Origin of the sequence: Variovorax sp. SPNA7 (genome assembly GCF_033807855.1) — a bacterium.
In the GTDB taxonomy this organism is placed as follows: Bacteria; Pseudomonadota; Gammaproteobacteria; order Burkholderiales; family Burkholderiaceae_C; genus Variovorax; species Variovorax beijingensis.
In genome coordinates this window covers 717,435-731,119 of the sequence record NZ_CP138514.1, presented here as the reverse complement: position 1 = coordinate 731,119, position 13,685 = coordinate 717,435, and the positions used below count along the sequence as shown (strand labels likewise).

General features: G+C 67.4%; 13 protein-coding genes. 4 read left to right on the top strand and 9 right to left on the bottom strand.

All coding sequences use genetic code 11. The annotated features are described in order from the left end of the window. Positions 1-50: 50 nt before the first annotated feature. The 9 genes from RZE77_RS31145 to RZE77_RS31105 all read right to left on the bottom strand — a co-directional run bounded on the left by RZE77_RS31145 (position 51) and on the right by RZE77_RS31105 (position 8,577). Positions 51-1,181 (bottom strand): saccharopine dehydrogenase family protein, encoded by a 1,131-nt coding sequence (locus RZE77_RS31145; RefSeq protein WP_319442545.1) that lies wholly within the window; start codon positions 1,179-1,181, stop codon positions 51-53. Positions 1,182-1,316: 135 nt separating this feature from the next. Then, positions 1,317-2,243, bottom strand: coding sequence for an SMP-30/gluconolactonase/LRE family protein (locus RZE77_RS31140; protein ID WP_319442544.1), 927 nt, complete (start codon positions 2,241-2,243; stop codon positions 1,317-1,319). A gap of 64 nt (positions 2,244-2,307) precedes the next feature. Then, positions 2,308-3,195: an amidohydrolase family protein gene (locus RZE77_RS31135; RefSeq protein ID WP_319442543.1), complete on the bottom strand. Its 888-nt coding sequence runs from the start codon at positions 3,193-3,195 to the stop codon at positions 2,308-2,310. Positions 3,196-3,202: 7 nt separating this feature from the next. Beyond that, on the bottom strand, positions 3,203-4,159 hold the full coding sequence (locus tag RZE77_RS31130) for a Bug family tripartite tricarboxylate transporter substrate binding protein (protein WP_319442542.1): 957 nt from the start codon (positions 4,157-4,159) through the stop codon (positions 3,203-3,205). An 85-nt stretch (positions 4,160-4,244) separates the two neighbouring features. Beyond that, a complete protein-coding gene (locus RZE77_RS31125) occupies positions 4,245-5,171 on the bottom strand; it encodes an NAD(P)-dependent oxidoreductase (protein ID WP_319442541.1) in 927 nt (308 codons plus the stop codon). Beyond that, positions 5,168-5,857, bottom strand: a complete 690-nt coding sequence (locus RZE77_RS31120; RefSeq protein ID WP_319442540.1) for an RraA family protein — start codon at positions 5,855-5,857, stop codon at positions 5,168-5,170. The genes RZE77_RS31125 and RZE77_RS31120 overlap by 4 nt, the downstream gene beginning before the upstream one ends. A gap of 46 nt (positions 5,858-5,903) precedes the next feature. After that, the gene (locus tag RZE77_RS31115) at positions 5,904-6,917 is read right to left on the bottom strand and encodes a Bug family tripartite tricarboxylate transporter substrate binding protein (protein ID WP_319442539.1); all 1,014 of its coding nucleotides are present in this window, start codon (positions 6,915-6,917) and stop codon (positions 5,904-5,906) included. A gap of 135 nt (positions 6,918-7,052) precedes the next feature. After that, positions 7,053-7,958, bottom strand: coding sequence for a LysR family transcriptional regulator (locus RZE77_RS31110; protein ID WP_319442538.1), 906 nt, complete (start codon positions 7,956-7,958; stop codon positions 7,053-7,055). A gap of 124 nt (positions 7,959-8,082) precedes the next feature. Further along, positions 8,083-8,577: a pentapeptide repeat-containing protein gene (locus tag RZE77_RS31105; RefSeq protein ID WP_319442537.1), complete on the bottom strand. Its 495-nt coding sequence runs from the start codon at positions 8,575-8,577 to the stop codon at positions 8,083-8,085. 368 nt (positions 8,578-8,945) lie between these two features. Here RZE77_RS31105 and RZE77_RS31100 point away from each other — a divergent pair, with 368 nt between their 5' ends. The 4 genes from RZE77_RS31100 (at position 8,946) to RZE77_RS31085 (ending at position 13,677) form a co-directional block, all read left to right on the top strand. Next, a complete protein-coding gene (locus RZE77_RS31100; protein WP_062364917.1) occupies positions 8,946-9,179 on the top strand; it encodes a hypothetical protein in 234 nt (77 codons plus the stop codon). Between the two features lie 183 nt (positions 9,180-9,362). Continuing rightward, positions 9,363-9,845 carry an Hcp family type VI secretion system effector gene (locus tag RZE77_RS31095; protein ID WP_319427133.1) on the top strand — a complete coding sequence of 161 codons (483 nt, stop codon included), beginning with the start codon at positions 9,363-9,365 and terminating at the stop codon, positions 9,843-9,845. A 10-nt stretch (positions 9,846-9,855) separates the two neighbouring features. Then, positions 9,856-11,901, top strand: coding sequence for a type VI secretion system Vgr family protein (locus tag RZE77_RS31090; protein WP_319442536.1), 2,046 nt, complete (start codon positions 9,856-9,858; stop codon positions 11,899-11,901). Positions 11,902-12,099: 198 nt separating this feature from the next. Then, a complete protein-coding gene (locus tag RZE77_RS31085; RefSeq protein WP_319442535.1) occupies positions 12,100-13,677 on the top strand; it encodes a DUF4150 domain-containing protein in 1,578 nt (525 codons plus the stop codon). The last annotated feature ends 8 nt before the right edge of the window (positions 13,678-13,685 follow it).

Below are 13,685 nucleotides of genomic sequence, written 5' to 3'. Positions count from 1 at the left end.
CTGCGCGCACGAGGCTGCCCGATCATGGCGCCCGTGGCGCCGCGAAGCGCTCAGGCTTCGGCGAGCTCCTGCTGCGAAGGGCTGGGGGCGCTCACGCCAAGCCCTTGGTAGTAGTGGCCCACGCGCGTCGAGAGAAAGGCCTCGAGCGGCACCTGCTCCTGCCCGACGAAGCCGGCGCGGGGCAGCTTGCCCTGCTGCAGCAGCTCGAACACGCCGACCACGCCGGCCGCCGTGGTGAGCTCGATGGCAGTGCGGTCCTTGCCGCGAAGCCTGGCGCCGAACACGCGGCCCAGGCGGGTTTCCTGCTCGAAGCGGCCGCCGCGCATGCCCGAGGCCGACGCGAACACGATCACCACGTCTTCGCGGCTGTGCGGCACCGCATGCTCGAGCACCTGGCGCAGCAGGTCGCGGCGCTCGATCAGGCGCAGGTCGTGCAAGAGGAAGTTCATCGCATCGCGGTGGCCTGGATAGCGGATGGTCTTGTAGTCGAGGTTGCGCACCTTGCCGCGCAGCGTCTCGCACAGCGTGCCCAGCCCGCCGGATGTATTGAAGGCTTCGAAAGCCTCCGCGTCGAGCGTGAAGGTCTCGTGGCCCTCGAGCGCCTGCACCGACACGAGCTGGCCGTTCACGATCGCATCGCAGGCGTTGCAGTATTCGTTGATGACGCCGTCGATGCTCCAGGTGAAGTTGTAGCGAAGGCTGTTGGTGGCATTGCGCGTGAGTGCGCCCACGCGCAGGCGCAGGTCGTAGAGCTCGTCGAAATGCCCCGCCAGGTGGCCGCCGAGCATGCCGATCACGCCAGGCGCGAGGCCGCTTTGCGGCATCAGCACCGACGTGGCTTCGTCGGAAAGCTGGCGGATCGCATGCGTGGCCGCCACGTCTTCCGTGAGGTCGAAGTAGTGCACGCCCAGCCGCGCAGCCTGCGTGGCCACGCGCGCGGCCAGGAAGAACGGCAGCGCGTTGATGACCACCGTGTGCGAGGCCAGTTCGCCGGCCAGCGCCGCCTCGTCCTCCACGTTCAGCGTGATCTGCCGCACCAGCGGATCATTGGACGGCGTGCCGGTGCGCTGGTCGGCCAGCGTCACCGGGATGCGGTGGTATTCGGCGATCATGTCCGCCACCGTGCTGCCCACCTTGCCCGCACCCAGCACCAGAACATTCTTGACTTGCAGCTTCGACATTTTGTTTCTCCAGAAAGGAGCTACGGCTCCATGGAGAAAATGTAGAAGCGAAGGCTGGCAGGCGGTAGAGAGCAGAACGTCGAAGGCGGCAGTCTTCTCGACGTTTCGACGAAGCCGCGTGACGTTTCGGAGGACTCAGGCTCCGCGCTGTCCGCGGTGCAGCATCAATCCCGGCGCATCCAGCTGCGCCTTCAGGATGTTTCCGTGCGTGGAGTCGGTCACGTAGAGCGTGCTGCGGTCCTTGCCGCCGAAGGCAAGGTTGGTCGTGGAAGCCCCCGCCGGTCCCCGAAGAACGACGACCGGCTCGGCACGCGCGTTCAGCAGCCAGACATAGCCCAGGCCCGGGTTGGCGACGATCACGCGTCCTTTCGCATCGACAGCCAGGCCGTCGGGTCCGCTCGGACCGTACGAGGTGAAGAACTGGCTCACCTTGGCGACGCTGCCATCGGCCAGCAGCGGCACGCGCCACACGCAGTTGCCGCGCGTCACCGCCAGGTAGAGCAGCTTGCCGTCGGGCGAGAGCGCCACGCCGTTCGGGCTGGGCACGTTGCCCAGCAGCAGATCGAGCTGCCCGTCCGGCCGCAGCCGGTAGAGGCGGCCCGTGGGATCGTGCAGCCCGGTCTGGCCCTGGTCGGTGAAGTAGATGTTGCCCTGCGCGTCCAGCACCAGGTCGTTCACACCCTTGAAGCGCTCGGTGTTGCGCCGCTGCAGGTGAGGCGTGACGGCGCCGGTGCGCACGTCGATGCGCATCAGGCCGTTCTTGTAGTCGGTGACGAGCAGCGTGTGCGCGTCCAGGAACTTCATTCCGTTCGGCTCGCCGTCGTATTCGGCCACCAGGGTCCACGCACCGGCCGGATCGATGCGGAAGACGCGGCCGAACGGGATGTCCGCCACGTAGAGGTTGCCGGCCTCGTCGAACACCGGCCCCTCGAGAAAGGAGTCGGTGGCCTGGCCGCCGCGGTTGGCGTCGGCCCAGGCGCTGGGCTCGCGCCGGCGCAGGGCGTCGGGCATGCGCGTGAACACTTCGAGTTCTCGGACTTCGGGGGGCTGCAGAAGGAACAAGGGTGTCTCCGTCGCGGCGCCGGCGCCGCAGGGTGTGAAGGAAGATGCGGCGTGTTGGTGGCGGTCAGGCCTCGCCGAAGCCGTAGAGCCGTGCCGGGTTGTCGACGAGGATACGGTCCATCACGCCGTCGTCACCGCACCAGGCGCGCAGCACGTTCACCAGGCCGGCGTCGTCGACCGTGCCCGGTGCCTCGGTGGTGTGGGGCCAGTCGCTGCCCCAGAGCATGCGCTCCGGTGCGGCCTGCACCAGCGTACGCCCCAGCGCATGGGTGTCGCCATAGGCCGGCGCACCCTCTCGCGAGCGCATGTAGACGCCGGACAGCTTCACCCAGGTGTTGCCCCTGTCGAGCAGCCGGCGCAGCGTGGCGAAGGCGGCGCCGGCCGGCCCTTCGGCGGGATCGATGCGCGCCATGTGGTCGATCACGAGCGAGGTCGGCAAGGCCTCGAGCAACGGCGCCAGTTCGACCAGCTGCCCGGGGTGGACGAAGACCTGGATGTGCCATCCCAGGCGCGCCGCCTTGCGCGCGAGCGCCGCCAGCAATTCCGGCGTGGTGGCGCCCCAGGATTGCGGCGTCACGAAGTTCACGCGCAATCCGCACACGCGCTGCGCCGCGAGGCGCTCGAGCTGCGTATCGTCCACCTCGGCGCCGACCACCGCGACGCCGCGCGCGCGCGTCCCGAGCTGTGCCAGCGCGTCGAGCAGGCAGGCGTTGTCGGTGCCATAGGTCGACGGGTTCACGACCACCGTGCGCGATGTGCCCAGCCGCTGCTGGAGTTGGCGATAGGCGGCGACCTCGGCGCGGGGCGGCTGCCGCTTCCAGTGCCGCGAGGGCGCGAACCGCGGATCGAAGATGTGCATGTGGCTGTCGCAGGCGTTGGCAGGCAGCCTGCGCGACGGGCGATCGAGCCCGACCGAATGCGGCACGGGATGCCTGAGCGGAAGATCGGCCATCGGCGCGTCAGTCGAGCTTGATGCTGCCCTTGCGGATCACCTCGGCCCACTTCGCGTCTTCCTTCTTCAGGAAGGCCGCGAACTCGGCCGGCGTGGAGCCGACGGCCTGCACGCCGACGTCGGTGAAGCGCTGCTTCACCTCGTCTTCCTTCAGCACCTCGACCAGCGCCTTGTGCAGCTTCGCGGCGACGGGTTCGGGCGTGCCGGCCGGCAGCAGCAGGCCGTTCCACTCGAAGGCTTCGTAGCCCGGCACGACCGATTCGGCCACCGTCGGCACGTCCGGCAGGCGCCTGGAGCGCTCGGGCGACGACACCGCGAGAGCCCGCAGCTTGCCCGAAGCCACCAGCGGATAGGACGCCGCGATGGTGCTGAACATGAAGTCGACCTGGCCGCCGGTCACGTCGACGATGGCGGGTCCGCCGCTCTTGTAGCCGACGTGCACCATGTCGAGGTCGAGCCGCTGGCGCAACAGCTCCGCCGCCAGCCGCTGCACGGTGCCGCTGCCGCCGGAGGCGAAGTTCAGCTTGCCCGGTGCGGCCTTGGCCTTGGCGACCAGGTCCTTCACGTCCCTGATCGGCGACTCGGCCTTGACGATGAGGATGTTCGGCGCCAGCGAGACCAGCGCCAGCGGCTGCAGCGCATTGGCCGCATACGGCATGCGCGGAAACAGGTGCGGATTGATGGAGTAGGGCGTGGCGTCGTAGAGCACGGTGTAGCCGTCGGCCGGGGCCTTGGCGGCAAAGCTCGCGCCGATGGTCCCGCTCGCGCCGGGGCGGTTGTCGACGATCACGCTGGTGCCCAGCTTCACGCCCATGCGCACGGCGAGCACGCGCGCCAGCGCATCGGCCGAGCCGCCGGGCGCGTAGGGGACGACGAGCGTGATGGGCCGCTCCGGAAATGCCGCGTGCGTGGATGCCGCGGCAAGAAGGCATGCGGCAAGCATGCGCTGGATGACTGTCTTCATGGATCCGTCTCTCGTTGTTGCATTCGCGTGCCTTGCGCGGCCTGCCGGACAGGCGTTGGCAGCGCGGCGCGTCGTGGACCGGCGCTCAGGTCGTGGCCGGCTGGCGTGCGAGCACCTGCAGCAGGTTCCTGGCCGCCCCAACGCCCATGTTCACATAGGCATCGCCGGTCACGCCGCCGATGTGCGGACTCAGCACGAAGTTCTTCTCGCCCTGGAACGGATGGCCGGCGGCCATGGGCTCGACCGCGAAGCTGTCGAGGCCCGCCATGCCGACCTGGCCCGAGCGCACCGCGGCCAGCAGCGCCGCCTCGTCGACGAGGCCGCCGCGCGCGGTGTTCACCAGGATCACGCCACGCTTGCACCGGGCCAGCGTGCCGGCGTTGACCAGGCCGCGGTTGTCTTCCGTCAGCGGGCAGTGCAGCGAGATCGCATCGGACTCGCGCCAGATCGTCGGCAGGTCGACGGCCGTCACATGGGGCGGAAGATTCGCGGCATAGGGATCGAAGCCGATCACGCGCATGCCCAGCGCATCGGCCATGCGGGCAAAGCGCAGTCCGATCGCACCCAGGCCGATCAGCCCGATGGTGCGGCCGCCGAGTTCGAGGCTCTTGTGCGTGGCCTTGTCCCAGTGGCCGGCATGCATGCGCGCGTCCAGCGCCACCACCGACTTGGCGCAGGCCAGCAGCAGAGCCAGCGCCTGCTCGGCCACCGCGGCGGCATTCGCGCCCACGGCCGCGACCACCTCGATGCCGCGCGCCTGGGCCGCGGCCTTGTCGATGGTGTCGGTGCCGCTGCCGTGCTTGGAGATCACGCGCAGCGAGGGCGCCGCATCCATCACCGTGGCGCCGACCTTGCCGTAGCGCACGATGATGGCGACGGGGTCGTGCGCGCGGCACAGCGCCACCAGGTCGTCTTCGGTCGGCGTCTTTCCGGCGTAGACGATCTCATGGCCCTCGAGCAGCGCGATGGCCTGCGGCGCCAGGTCGGCGCCGGTCACCACGATGGTGCTCACAGGGTCTCTCCTTCCTTGAGCACGCCGGCCGTGCGCAGTGCGCTGTTCAGCCACTTGGCCGCGGTGTCGCCTTCCTTGATGGCGGCAATGCGAGCGGCCTCGTCGCTGACCTTGCGGGCCGCCGCGGGCAGCAGCGCCTCGATCTTCTCGCGCTCGACCACCACCACGCCGTCGCCATCGGCGATCACGAAGTCGCCCGCGCGCACCGTGACGTCGCCGACCGAAACCGGATGGCCGATGCGCCCGGCGATGTTCTTGGTCGGGCCGTTCGGGTTGGTGCCCACGCAGAACACGGGGTAGTTCATCTCGTCGATCTCAAGGCTGTCGCGGCAGGCGCCGTCCATCACCACGCCCGCGATGCCGAGCTTCTGGCAGGCCGTCATCATGATGGTGCCCATGAGCGCCGAGCCCTGGTCGCCCTTGCCGTCGATCACCAGCACGTCGCCGGGCCTGGCCATCGCGATGGCGGCGTGGATCATCAGGTTGTCGCCGGGGCGCACTTCCACCGTGAAGGCGGGGCCGGCCAGTTTCATGCGTGGGCGCAGCGCCTTGATGCGGCCATGCATCGCGCCTCGGCGGCCGGCCACGTCGGCCAGGATGGCGGGCTGCAGTTCGGCGGCCTGCGCCACGATGTGCGCGGGCACGCGCTCGAAATTGCGAATGATGTCGGGAGGGTTGGAGGACATGGTTTCTCTTGGAGGAATGAAGAGGGGAGTGAGTGCGCCGTTTGCCTCAGTCGACCTTGGCGCCGGATTCCTTGACGACCTTGCCCCAGCGCACCGTTTCTTCGCGGATGTAGGCGCCGAACTCCTCCGGCGTGCTGCCCTTCACCTCGGCGCCCTGGCTCGCGAGCTTGCGCTTGACCTCGGGGTCCTGCAGCGCCTTGTTGAACGCCGCGTTGAGCTTGGTGACCACGTCCTTCGGCAAGCCGGCCGGGCCCGCAACGCCGAACCATGTTGCGGCCTCGAAGCCCTTGTAGCCCGACTCGTCCACCGTCGGCGCATCCGGCAGGTCGGTGGTGCGCTTGCGCGAGGTGACGACGATCGGGCGCATCTTGCCGTTCTTGATGTGCCCGATCAGCGTGGGCACCGACGACATGTACATCTGCACCTGGCCGCCGATCAGGTCGGTCGATCCCTGCGCGGCGCCCTTGTACGGCACGTGGGTGAACCTGATATTGGCGGTCTTCTGGAAGAGCTCGGTCGCCAGGTGCGCCACCGTGCCGCTGCCCGAGCTCGCGTAGTTGAGCGCGTCGGGCCTGGCCTTGGCTGCGGCCACCACGTCGGTCAATGTCTTGTACGGCGAGTCGGCCGCCACCACCAGCACCAGCGGCGCGCTGGCAACGAGGCCGATCGGCGTCAGATCCTTTTCCGGGTTGTACGGCAGCCTGGCGTAGAGCGTGGGATTGATCGCCAAGTTGCTGGTCTGGCCGAGCACCAGCGTGTAGCCGTCGGGCGCTGCCTTGGCGGCCGCATCGACCCCGAGGTTGCCGCCCGAGCCGGGCTTGTTGTCGATGACGATCGACCAGCCGTTGCTGGTGGCGACCTTGTTGGCAACCTCACGCGCAATCAGGTCGGTGCCGCCGCCGGCCGGGAACGGCACGATCAGCCGGATCGGCCGCGACGGATAGGAGGCCTGCGCAAAAACGCCCGCAGGTGCGAGGAGGGTGGCGCCGGCAGCGAGGGCGGTGGCGGCGATGGCGAGACGACGGCGCGAAGCGCCGGCACGAAGCGGGAATGAGGGCATGAACTTGTCTCCAGTGGCCGAACTGCCCGGCCCTGTGAAGCGGGTCCGGTGCGTTCGATGGAGGCAAGTATTCGCGCTGGTTCTCTAGCGGTCCAATCGATAATTTCTTGGAACCGATAAATGCGGCTTGGGGTATCAGCGCGATCGGAAACGCCCGTGGTTGGCCAGCAGCACCACCAGGCGCTGCGCTGCCGGCGAGAGGTATCCGCTCTCTCGGTAGGTCACGACCATGCGCCGGCGCATCGTCACGCCCCGGACCTTCACCTCGCGCAGCGCCGCGCCCGAGCGGCCTTCCTGCAGGTGCAGCCGCGAGATGAAGCTCAGCAGGCCGGTCTCGTCGATCAGGCTCGGCAGCATCAGCAGCATCGTGCTTTCCACCTGCACCTGGGGCCGCGGCAGATGGCTGCGATCGAAGGTCTGGTCCAGCCAGTCGCGCGTCGGCGCGCCGGGCGGCTGCAGCACCCAGCGGTAGCCGGCCAGGTCCTTGAGCGTCGGCCTCGTCTTCTTGAAGATCTCGTGCGAGCTGGTCGCGGCAACCACGATCGGGTCTTCGGCAAGCAGCTTCGAGGTGAAGCCCGGCTCCTGCGTGCCCTCCGTGCCGACCATCAGGTCGATCTCGCCGGCCCGCAGCAGCGGCGTCAGGATGTCGCCCAGCGCGACTGTCGTGCGAAGCGTGATGCCCGGTGCCTCGCTCATCAGCTCCCGCGCCGCCGGCGGAAGCAGGAACTGCGCGGCTGTGGGCACGATGCCGATGCGGATGTTGCCCGCCAGGCCGCGGCCGATGTCGCCGATCTCGCGGCGCGCGCTTTCCACGTCGAAGCGTGTGCGCTGCGCCCACTTGAGCAAGGCCTTGCCGGCGGCCGTGAGGCGGATGCCGCGGCCCGTTCGCTCGAACAGGGCCGCGCCGCAGGCTTCCTCCAGGCGCTTGACGCAGCTCGTCAGCGCGGGCTGGGTGCGGTGCAGCCGCTCGGAGGCGCGGCCCATGTGCTCGAGTTCGGCAATGACCTCGAAGTACTGCAGGTCGCGCAGATCCAAAAACATCTCCTGGTTTTGCTCTTGTTCGACGCGTGGCGCCGGGGTCTTGGAGCGAATGGTCTTGTCCCGTGAGCGGGGGAGCGGGCTGTTCGCAATATAGCGCCCTGCACCCAGGAGGGAAGAAGGCGCGTCAGTTGATCCGGGCGTTGCGGAATTCCAGTTGCTCGAAGTTGCTGCCCGTGAAGTCGACCTGCTCGCCAAACAGGCCATCGGCCTGCACGGTGGTTCCGGTGCAGCCCAGGACGGCAACCCGGGTCCAGTGGCTGCCGTCGAAATTCAGTCCTTCCCACTGGCAGTTGCTGAATCGGCAACCGCTGAGCCGGCTCTGCCGAAACTGGGATTGGGAGAACACGCAGTGGGTGAAGACGCAGTCGGTGAGGGCGATGCTCTCGAAGTCGCAGCCGGTGAAGTTGCAGCCCGTGAACCCGCAGGCGCGCCAGACCGCCTGCTTGAAGGTGGTGGCTGCGAAGCTGCTGCCATTGAAAGTGGAATTGACGAACTGGGCCAGGTTGAGATCGAGGCCGGCATAGGCAAAGCTGTCGGCCTGCCCGACCAGTCCGGCGGGCGCGCCTCCCGTGCCTTTGCGCCAGAGGTCGTGGTCGGTGATGATTTGCTTGGAGCTCATGAGTTGAAGAATGAGGGAGGAAATGCGCGCCAGCAATTGGCACGAACCGATCGTCGGGCCTCGCTTTATCGCACGCCGCCGCCTCAGCACCCGAAAGTAGCAATGCATGCAGCTGGATGGATGCGCAACGCGTGAAGAAACGCACGCGCCAGCCGGGCGGATGAGTTTCGCTCGGTTACTCCGCGGGGCGCGGCCGGCCATCGCAAAGTCATCTGCCCTTCACGTCGGGGAGCAATACTGCAAGGGATGCTCGCCGGCGCTGGTAGAGGTTGCCTTTGGCGCCCGCCTGCAGTGCGGGTCCTCGAGGCCGGCGGCATCCTCTCTTCATCGATCGCAGACCCAAGCGATCACTGAACAAGGAGATTGCCATGACCATGGACCTGCTCCGAAGCATCGCATCGACCCGCCTGCCCAAGTCGATCACCTCGCCCGAAGACATCGACAGGGTCAGGATCCTGAGAGCGGCCGGGCTGGTGGTTGCATTCGTTCCTGCACCCTCGCGCCCGTTGACTCTCTCCGGCATCGAGAAAGCCGCACAGGTGCTGACCATCACGCAGAAGGGCTACGACGAGCTGAGGCGATCCTGCAATTCGCATGAATGAAGGCGTTGAAAAAATAATTCGAAAGCAATATCGAGCCGGAAATTACTTCGTATTGCTGACGGAAAAAATTCACGAACGAGTTCTAAAAAAATTCGATGGCAGTTTTTGGTCATGCACGAGTAACGGACTCTTACTAGAGTCACGGCTGACCAACGACTCTCAATGACTTCAGGAGAAATCACCATGGCAGTAGACATGTTCATGCGCGTCGAGGGCGCGAACGGCGAATCCAAGGACTCGAACCACAAGGACTGGACGGATATCAAGTCGTTCGCATGGGGAGCAACGCAGCCCGGCAACATGGTCAGCGGCGGCGGTGGCGGTGTGGGCAAGGCGAGCTTCAACGACCTGCAGGTGCTCGCGCGCATCGACAAGGCGGCGCCGTCGGTGATGAAGAACTGCGCGAGCGGCAAGCACCTGAGCAAGGTGGAAGTGTCGGTGTGCAAGGCCGGGGGCTCGCAGATCGAATACACGCGCGTGACGCTGGAAGAGGTGCTGGTCACCTCGGTGCAGTACACGGCCGAGCAGGGCGGGGATGCGGTGCTGGTGCAGTTCGCGTTTCAGGCGGCCAAGGTGAAGCAGCAGTACTGGGAGCAGACCGACAAGGGCGGCAAGGGCGCCGAGACCGTGCTGGCCTGGAACATCAAGGAAAACCGGGAATCCTGATCCGGATCCCATGCCCACGGCTTCCGCGCAGCTGGCGCGTGTTCTCAGCATTTCTTCGCCCGCAATACCCACGCTGGGCGGCGAGCCGGCCCTGGAGCCCATCGCCGTCGAAGGCGACGAAGGGCTCAGCAGGCTGTTCCATTACACCCTGACCCTGGCCACCCCCGAGCAGCCCGGCTACAACGAGCGCCAGGCCGCCAACGTGGCCATCAAGCAGCTGGTGGGCGAGGCGCTCACCGCGCACATCGTGCTCGACGGGCGGCCGGGCTCGGGGCCGCAGCAGCGCCATCTCTCGGGCCTCGTGACGCGCGTGCGCTTCCTGCGCCTGGAAAACCGGCGCGCGCTGTACGAAGCCGTGATCGAGCCCTGGCTCACGCTGGCCACGCGCACCAGCGACTACCGCATCTTCCAGAACCAGAACGTGCTGGACATCGTGCGCGAGGTGCTCGGCAGATACGGGCTGCCCTTCGACGTGCGTGCGACGCGCAGCTATCCGCCGCGCGAATTCCAGGTGCAGTACGGCGAGAGCGACCACGACTTCGTCGCACGGCTGCTGCACGAGTGGGGCCTGTACTTCTTTTTCGAGCACGAAGAGAGCAGCCACAGGCTGGTCATCGTCGACGACATGGCGTCGCACCAGCCCTTCGCCCATGCGGGCTACCAGCGCATTCCTTTCCATGCAGCGGAAGCCACCGTGCGCGAGGAGCACTGCGACCGCTTCAATGCCTGCGAGGCGCTGCAAAGCGGCCGCTGGGTGACCAGCGATTTCGACTTCAAGCGCCCCAAGGCCGAGCTGCAGCAGGTCAGCGCCATGCCGCGCAAGACGGCGCAAGCCAGCTGGGAGCGCTATGGCTGGCCGGGCGACTACGTGGTGGAGTCCGAAGGCGAGCAGCTGGTGCGCACGCGCATGGAAGAGACCGGCAGCCAGGGCGAGCGCGCCAGCGGCTCGGGCAACCTGCGCGCAGTGGTGCCGGGTTGCCTCGTCACGCTGGAGCGCCATCCCCAGAACGAGTCCAACCGCCAGTACCTGGTGACGGACGCCCGCCTGCGGCTGCAGGACGTGGGCGATGCCAGTGCGCAGCAGGAATTCGAGTGCCGCGTCGATTTCGAGGTGATCCCGGCGAGCAAGGTGTTCCGCGCGCCGGCGCCGCCGGTGCCCAGGCCGCGCACCACCGGCCCGCAGACGGCGATCGTCACCGGCCCGGCCGGCCGCGAGATCTGGACCGACGAATACGGCCGCGTGAAGCTGAGCTTCCACTGGAACCGCTACTGCACCAAGGACGAGAACAGCTCGTGCTGGGTGCGCGTGTCCTCGCCCTGGGCCGGCACCAATTTCGGCGGCATCCAGATTCCGCGCATCGGCCAGGAGGTGATCGTCGACTTCGAGAACGGCGACCCCGACCGGCCCATCGTCACGGGACGCGTCTACAACGCCGACAACATGCCGCCGTGGACCCTGCCGGACAACGCCACGCAAAGCGGCCTGCTCACGCGCAGCTCCGAAGGCGGCAACGGCACCAATGCGAACGCGCTGCGCTTCGAGGACAAGAAGGGCCAGGAGCAGCTGTGGCTGCATGCGGAGCGCAACCAGGACATCGAGGTCGAGCACGACGAGACGCACTGGGTGGGCAACGACCGCACCAAGACCATCGACCATGACGAAACCACGCACGTCAGGCACGACCGCACCGAGACAGTGGACCACGACGAGACCATCACCATCGGCAACAACCGCATGGAGACGATCAAGGCCAACGAACTGCTGACCGTGCTGCAGAACATGAACCGCTTCGTGGCGCTCACCTCGTCCGAGGAGGTCGGCATCGCCAAGACCTCGCTGGTCGGCCTCACGCAGACGGTGGCCGTAGGCAAGAGCAAGAACGAGCGCATCGGCGAGGACTTCTCGCTCACTGTCGGCGAGACGCTCGTGATCACGGTCGGCAAGAGCCGGCTCGAAATGACGAAGGATGGCGAGGTCACGCTCACCGGCGCCCGGTTCGACTTCCGCGCCACCGGCGCGGTGCGGATCAACGGCAAGGTCATCGATCTTTGCTGAGGCCTGGACCGAGGCAAGACTTCGCTCATGGCGCTGGATCCCAAGGCCACTTCATCGGCGGCGTCTTCGCTCGGAGCGCCGGGCGGGGTGCTCTCGGGCAGCTTGGGAGCGGGCCGGATCGCGCGCGTCGCGGTGATCGTGGGCAAGCCGGCACCGAAGACGCCTGCGAGCGAGGCACCGCCTGAAGGCGGCCGCGACGTGGGCCAGGCGATCGTGGTGTGCACCGCGCCCGATGTCTGCAAGACGCCCATCGGTTCGTCGACGCCGCCCATTCCCTACCAGATCACCGGCAGGCTCGGCGACGACGCCAACACGTCGCAGAACGTGTTTCTCACCGGACTCAAGGCCTTCAAGTTCGACAGCGTCGTCACCAACGTCAAGGGCGACGAGCCGGGCTCGGCCAAGGGCATCAAGTCGGGCACGGTCGGCGACATCGCGGAGCCGAAGACGGCGTCCACCGTCGTTCGCGTCAACGGCCAGTGGCTGGTGCGCGATGGCGACACCTTCTGGATGAACAAGCGCAACACCGTCGGCGAGCTGATCTACAAGAAGGACCGCGGCAAGTACTGGCCGCCCGACGACGCTGCGGCCATCGACGACAGCGAGGCCGAGGCGCTGCTCGCGCGGGCGCAGGCCGACGGCGCCATCATCGAGACTTACGAGACGGACCAGGAAAAGACCGGCAAGGCCCGCCTCATCCCCGCGACGGGCATGGCCGACTACGCGAGCCTGGTGCGTACGGCGATGGGCGAAAAGCCGATCCTGCTGGCGCACGCCCAGTTGCAGCCGATGCCCAACGCCACGGCCAGCGACGCACGCGCCGGCGCGATCCCGCAGACCCGGCCGACACCGACGTTCCAGCCCGGCCCCGCGGCCAACGACAACAACTTCCGGCCGCCCGCGGGCATGCCTCGCCCTGGCGGGGGTACAGGGCTGGCCGGCAAGGCCAGCGTGGCAGGCAAGCTGTTGTTCGTCCTCTGGATCGTCCAGGGGGCGCCGATGCCGGGCGAAAACCTCATCCTCGGCAGGGCGGCCGCGAAGAGCGTCCTGGAGGGCATCGATCCGCAGACGCCGCAGGAGCAGGCCATCTACGACCAGGCCCTGGACCATCTCGCCGAATACAGGGCCGGCGTGTACGACTCCTGGTGGCCCACGGGCGCCGACAAGTACGACGCGGAAGTGCGCAAAGCTGTCGAAGACCAGATCGCCGAACAGCGCACGCGTGCACAGCAGCAGCAACAGGCGCAGGCTTCGCAGCCCCAGGCTGCGGCGAATCCGGATCCGGAGGCCGGCGTGCGTGTCGAGGGCCAGCCCGATCCTTGCAACCCCGGGGCCCATGGCAAGAACAACTGCCCGCCCGGCGAGGACTCCCATCACATCATTGCGGACTACATCATGCGGCTCGGAACCCGCAAGGAGCCGGGTGTGCGTCTGCCGGGCGCTCCCTCGCTCAACGACGGCCCCGCGATCTGCCTGACCGAGAAGGAGCATGCGCGTGTGCATCAGCTGATGGATGGTGCAATCAAGGCCGCCGGCGGGGATGCCGGAACGGTTTCCTTCGAGAAGGCCAAACAGATCGCGTACGAAGCGCTGGGAGAAGCGAAAAAGGACTGCAAGGGAAAATTCGAAGCGGCGACCGACGAATACTTCAAGAATGTCCCCGAGGACGCGTTGGCTCGTGCCTTCAAGACAGCCCCGAAAGCGATCAAGGACAAGGCTCTGCAGACATTGGAATCGGCGTGGGAAAAACTCCGCCCCCTCAATCCACCCAAATAGGCGCATCA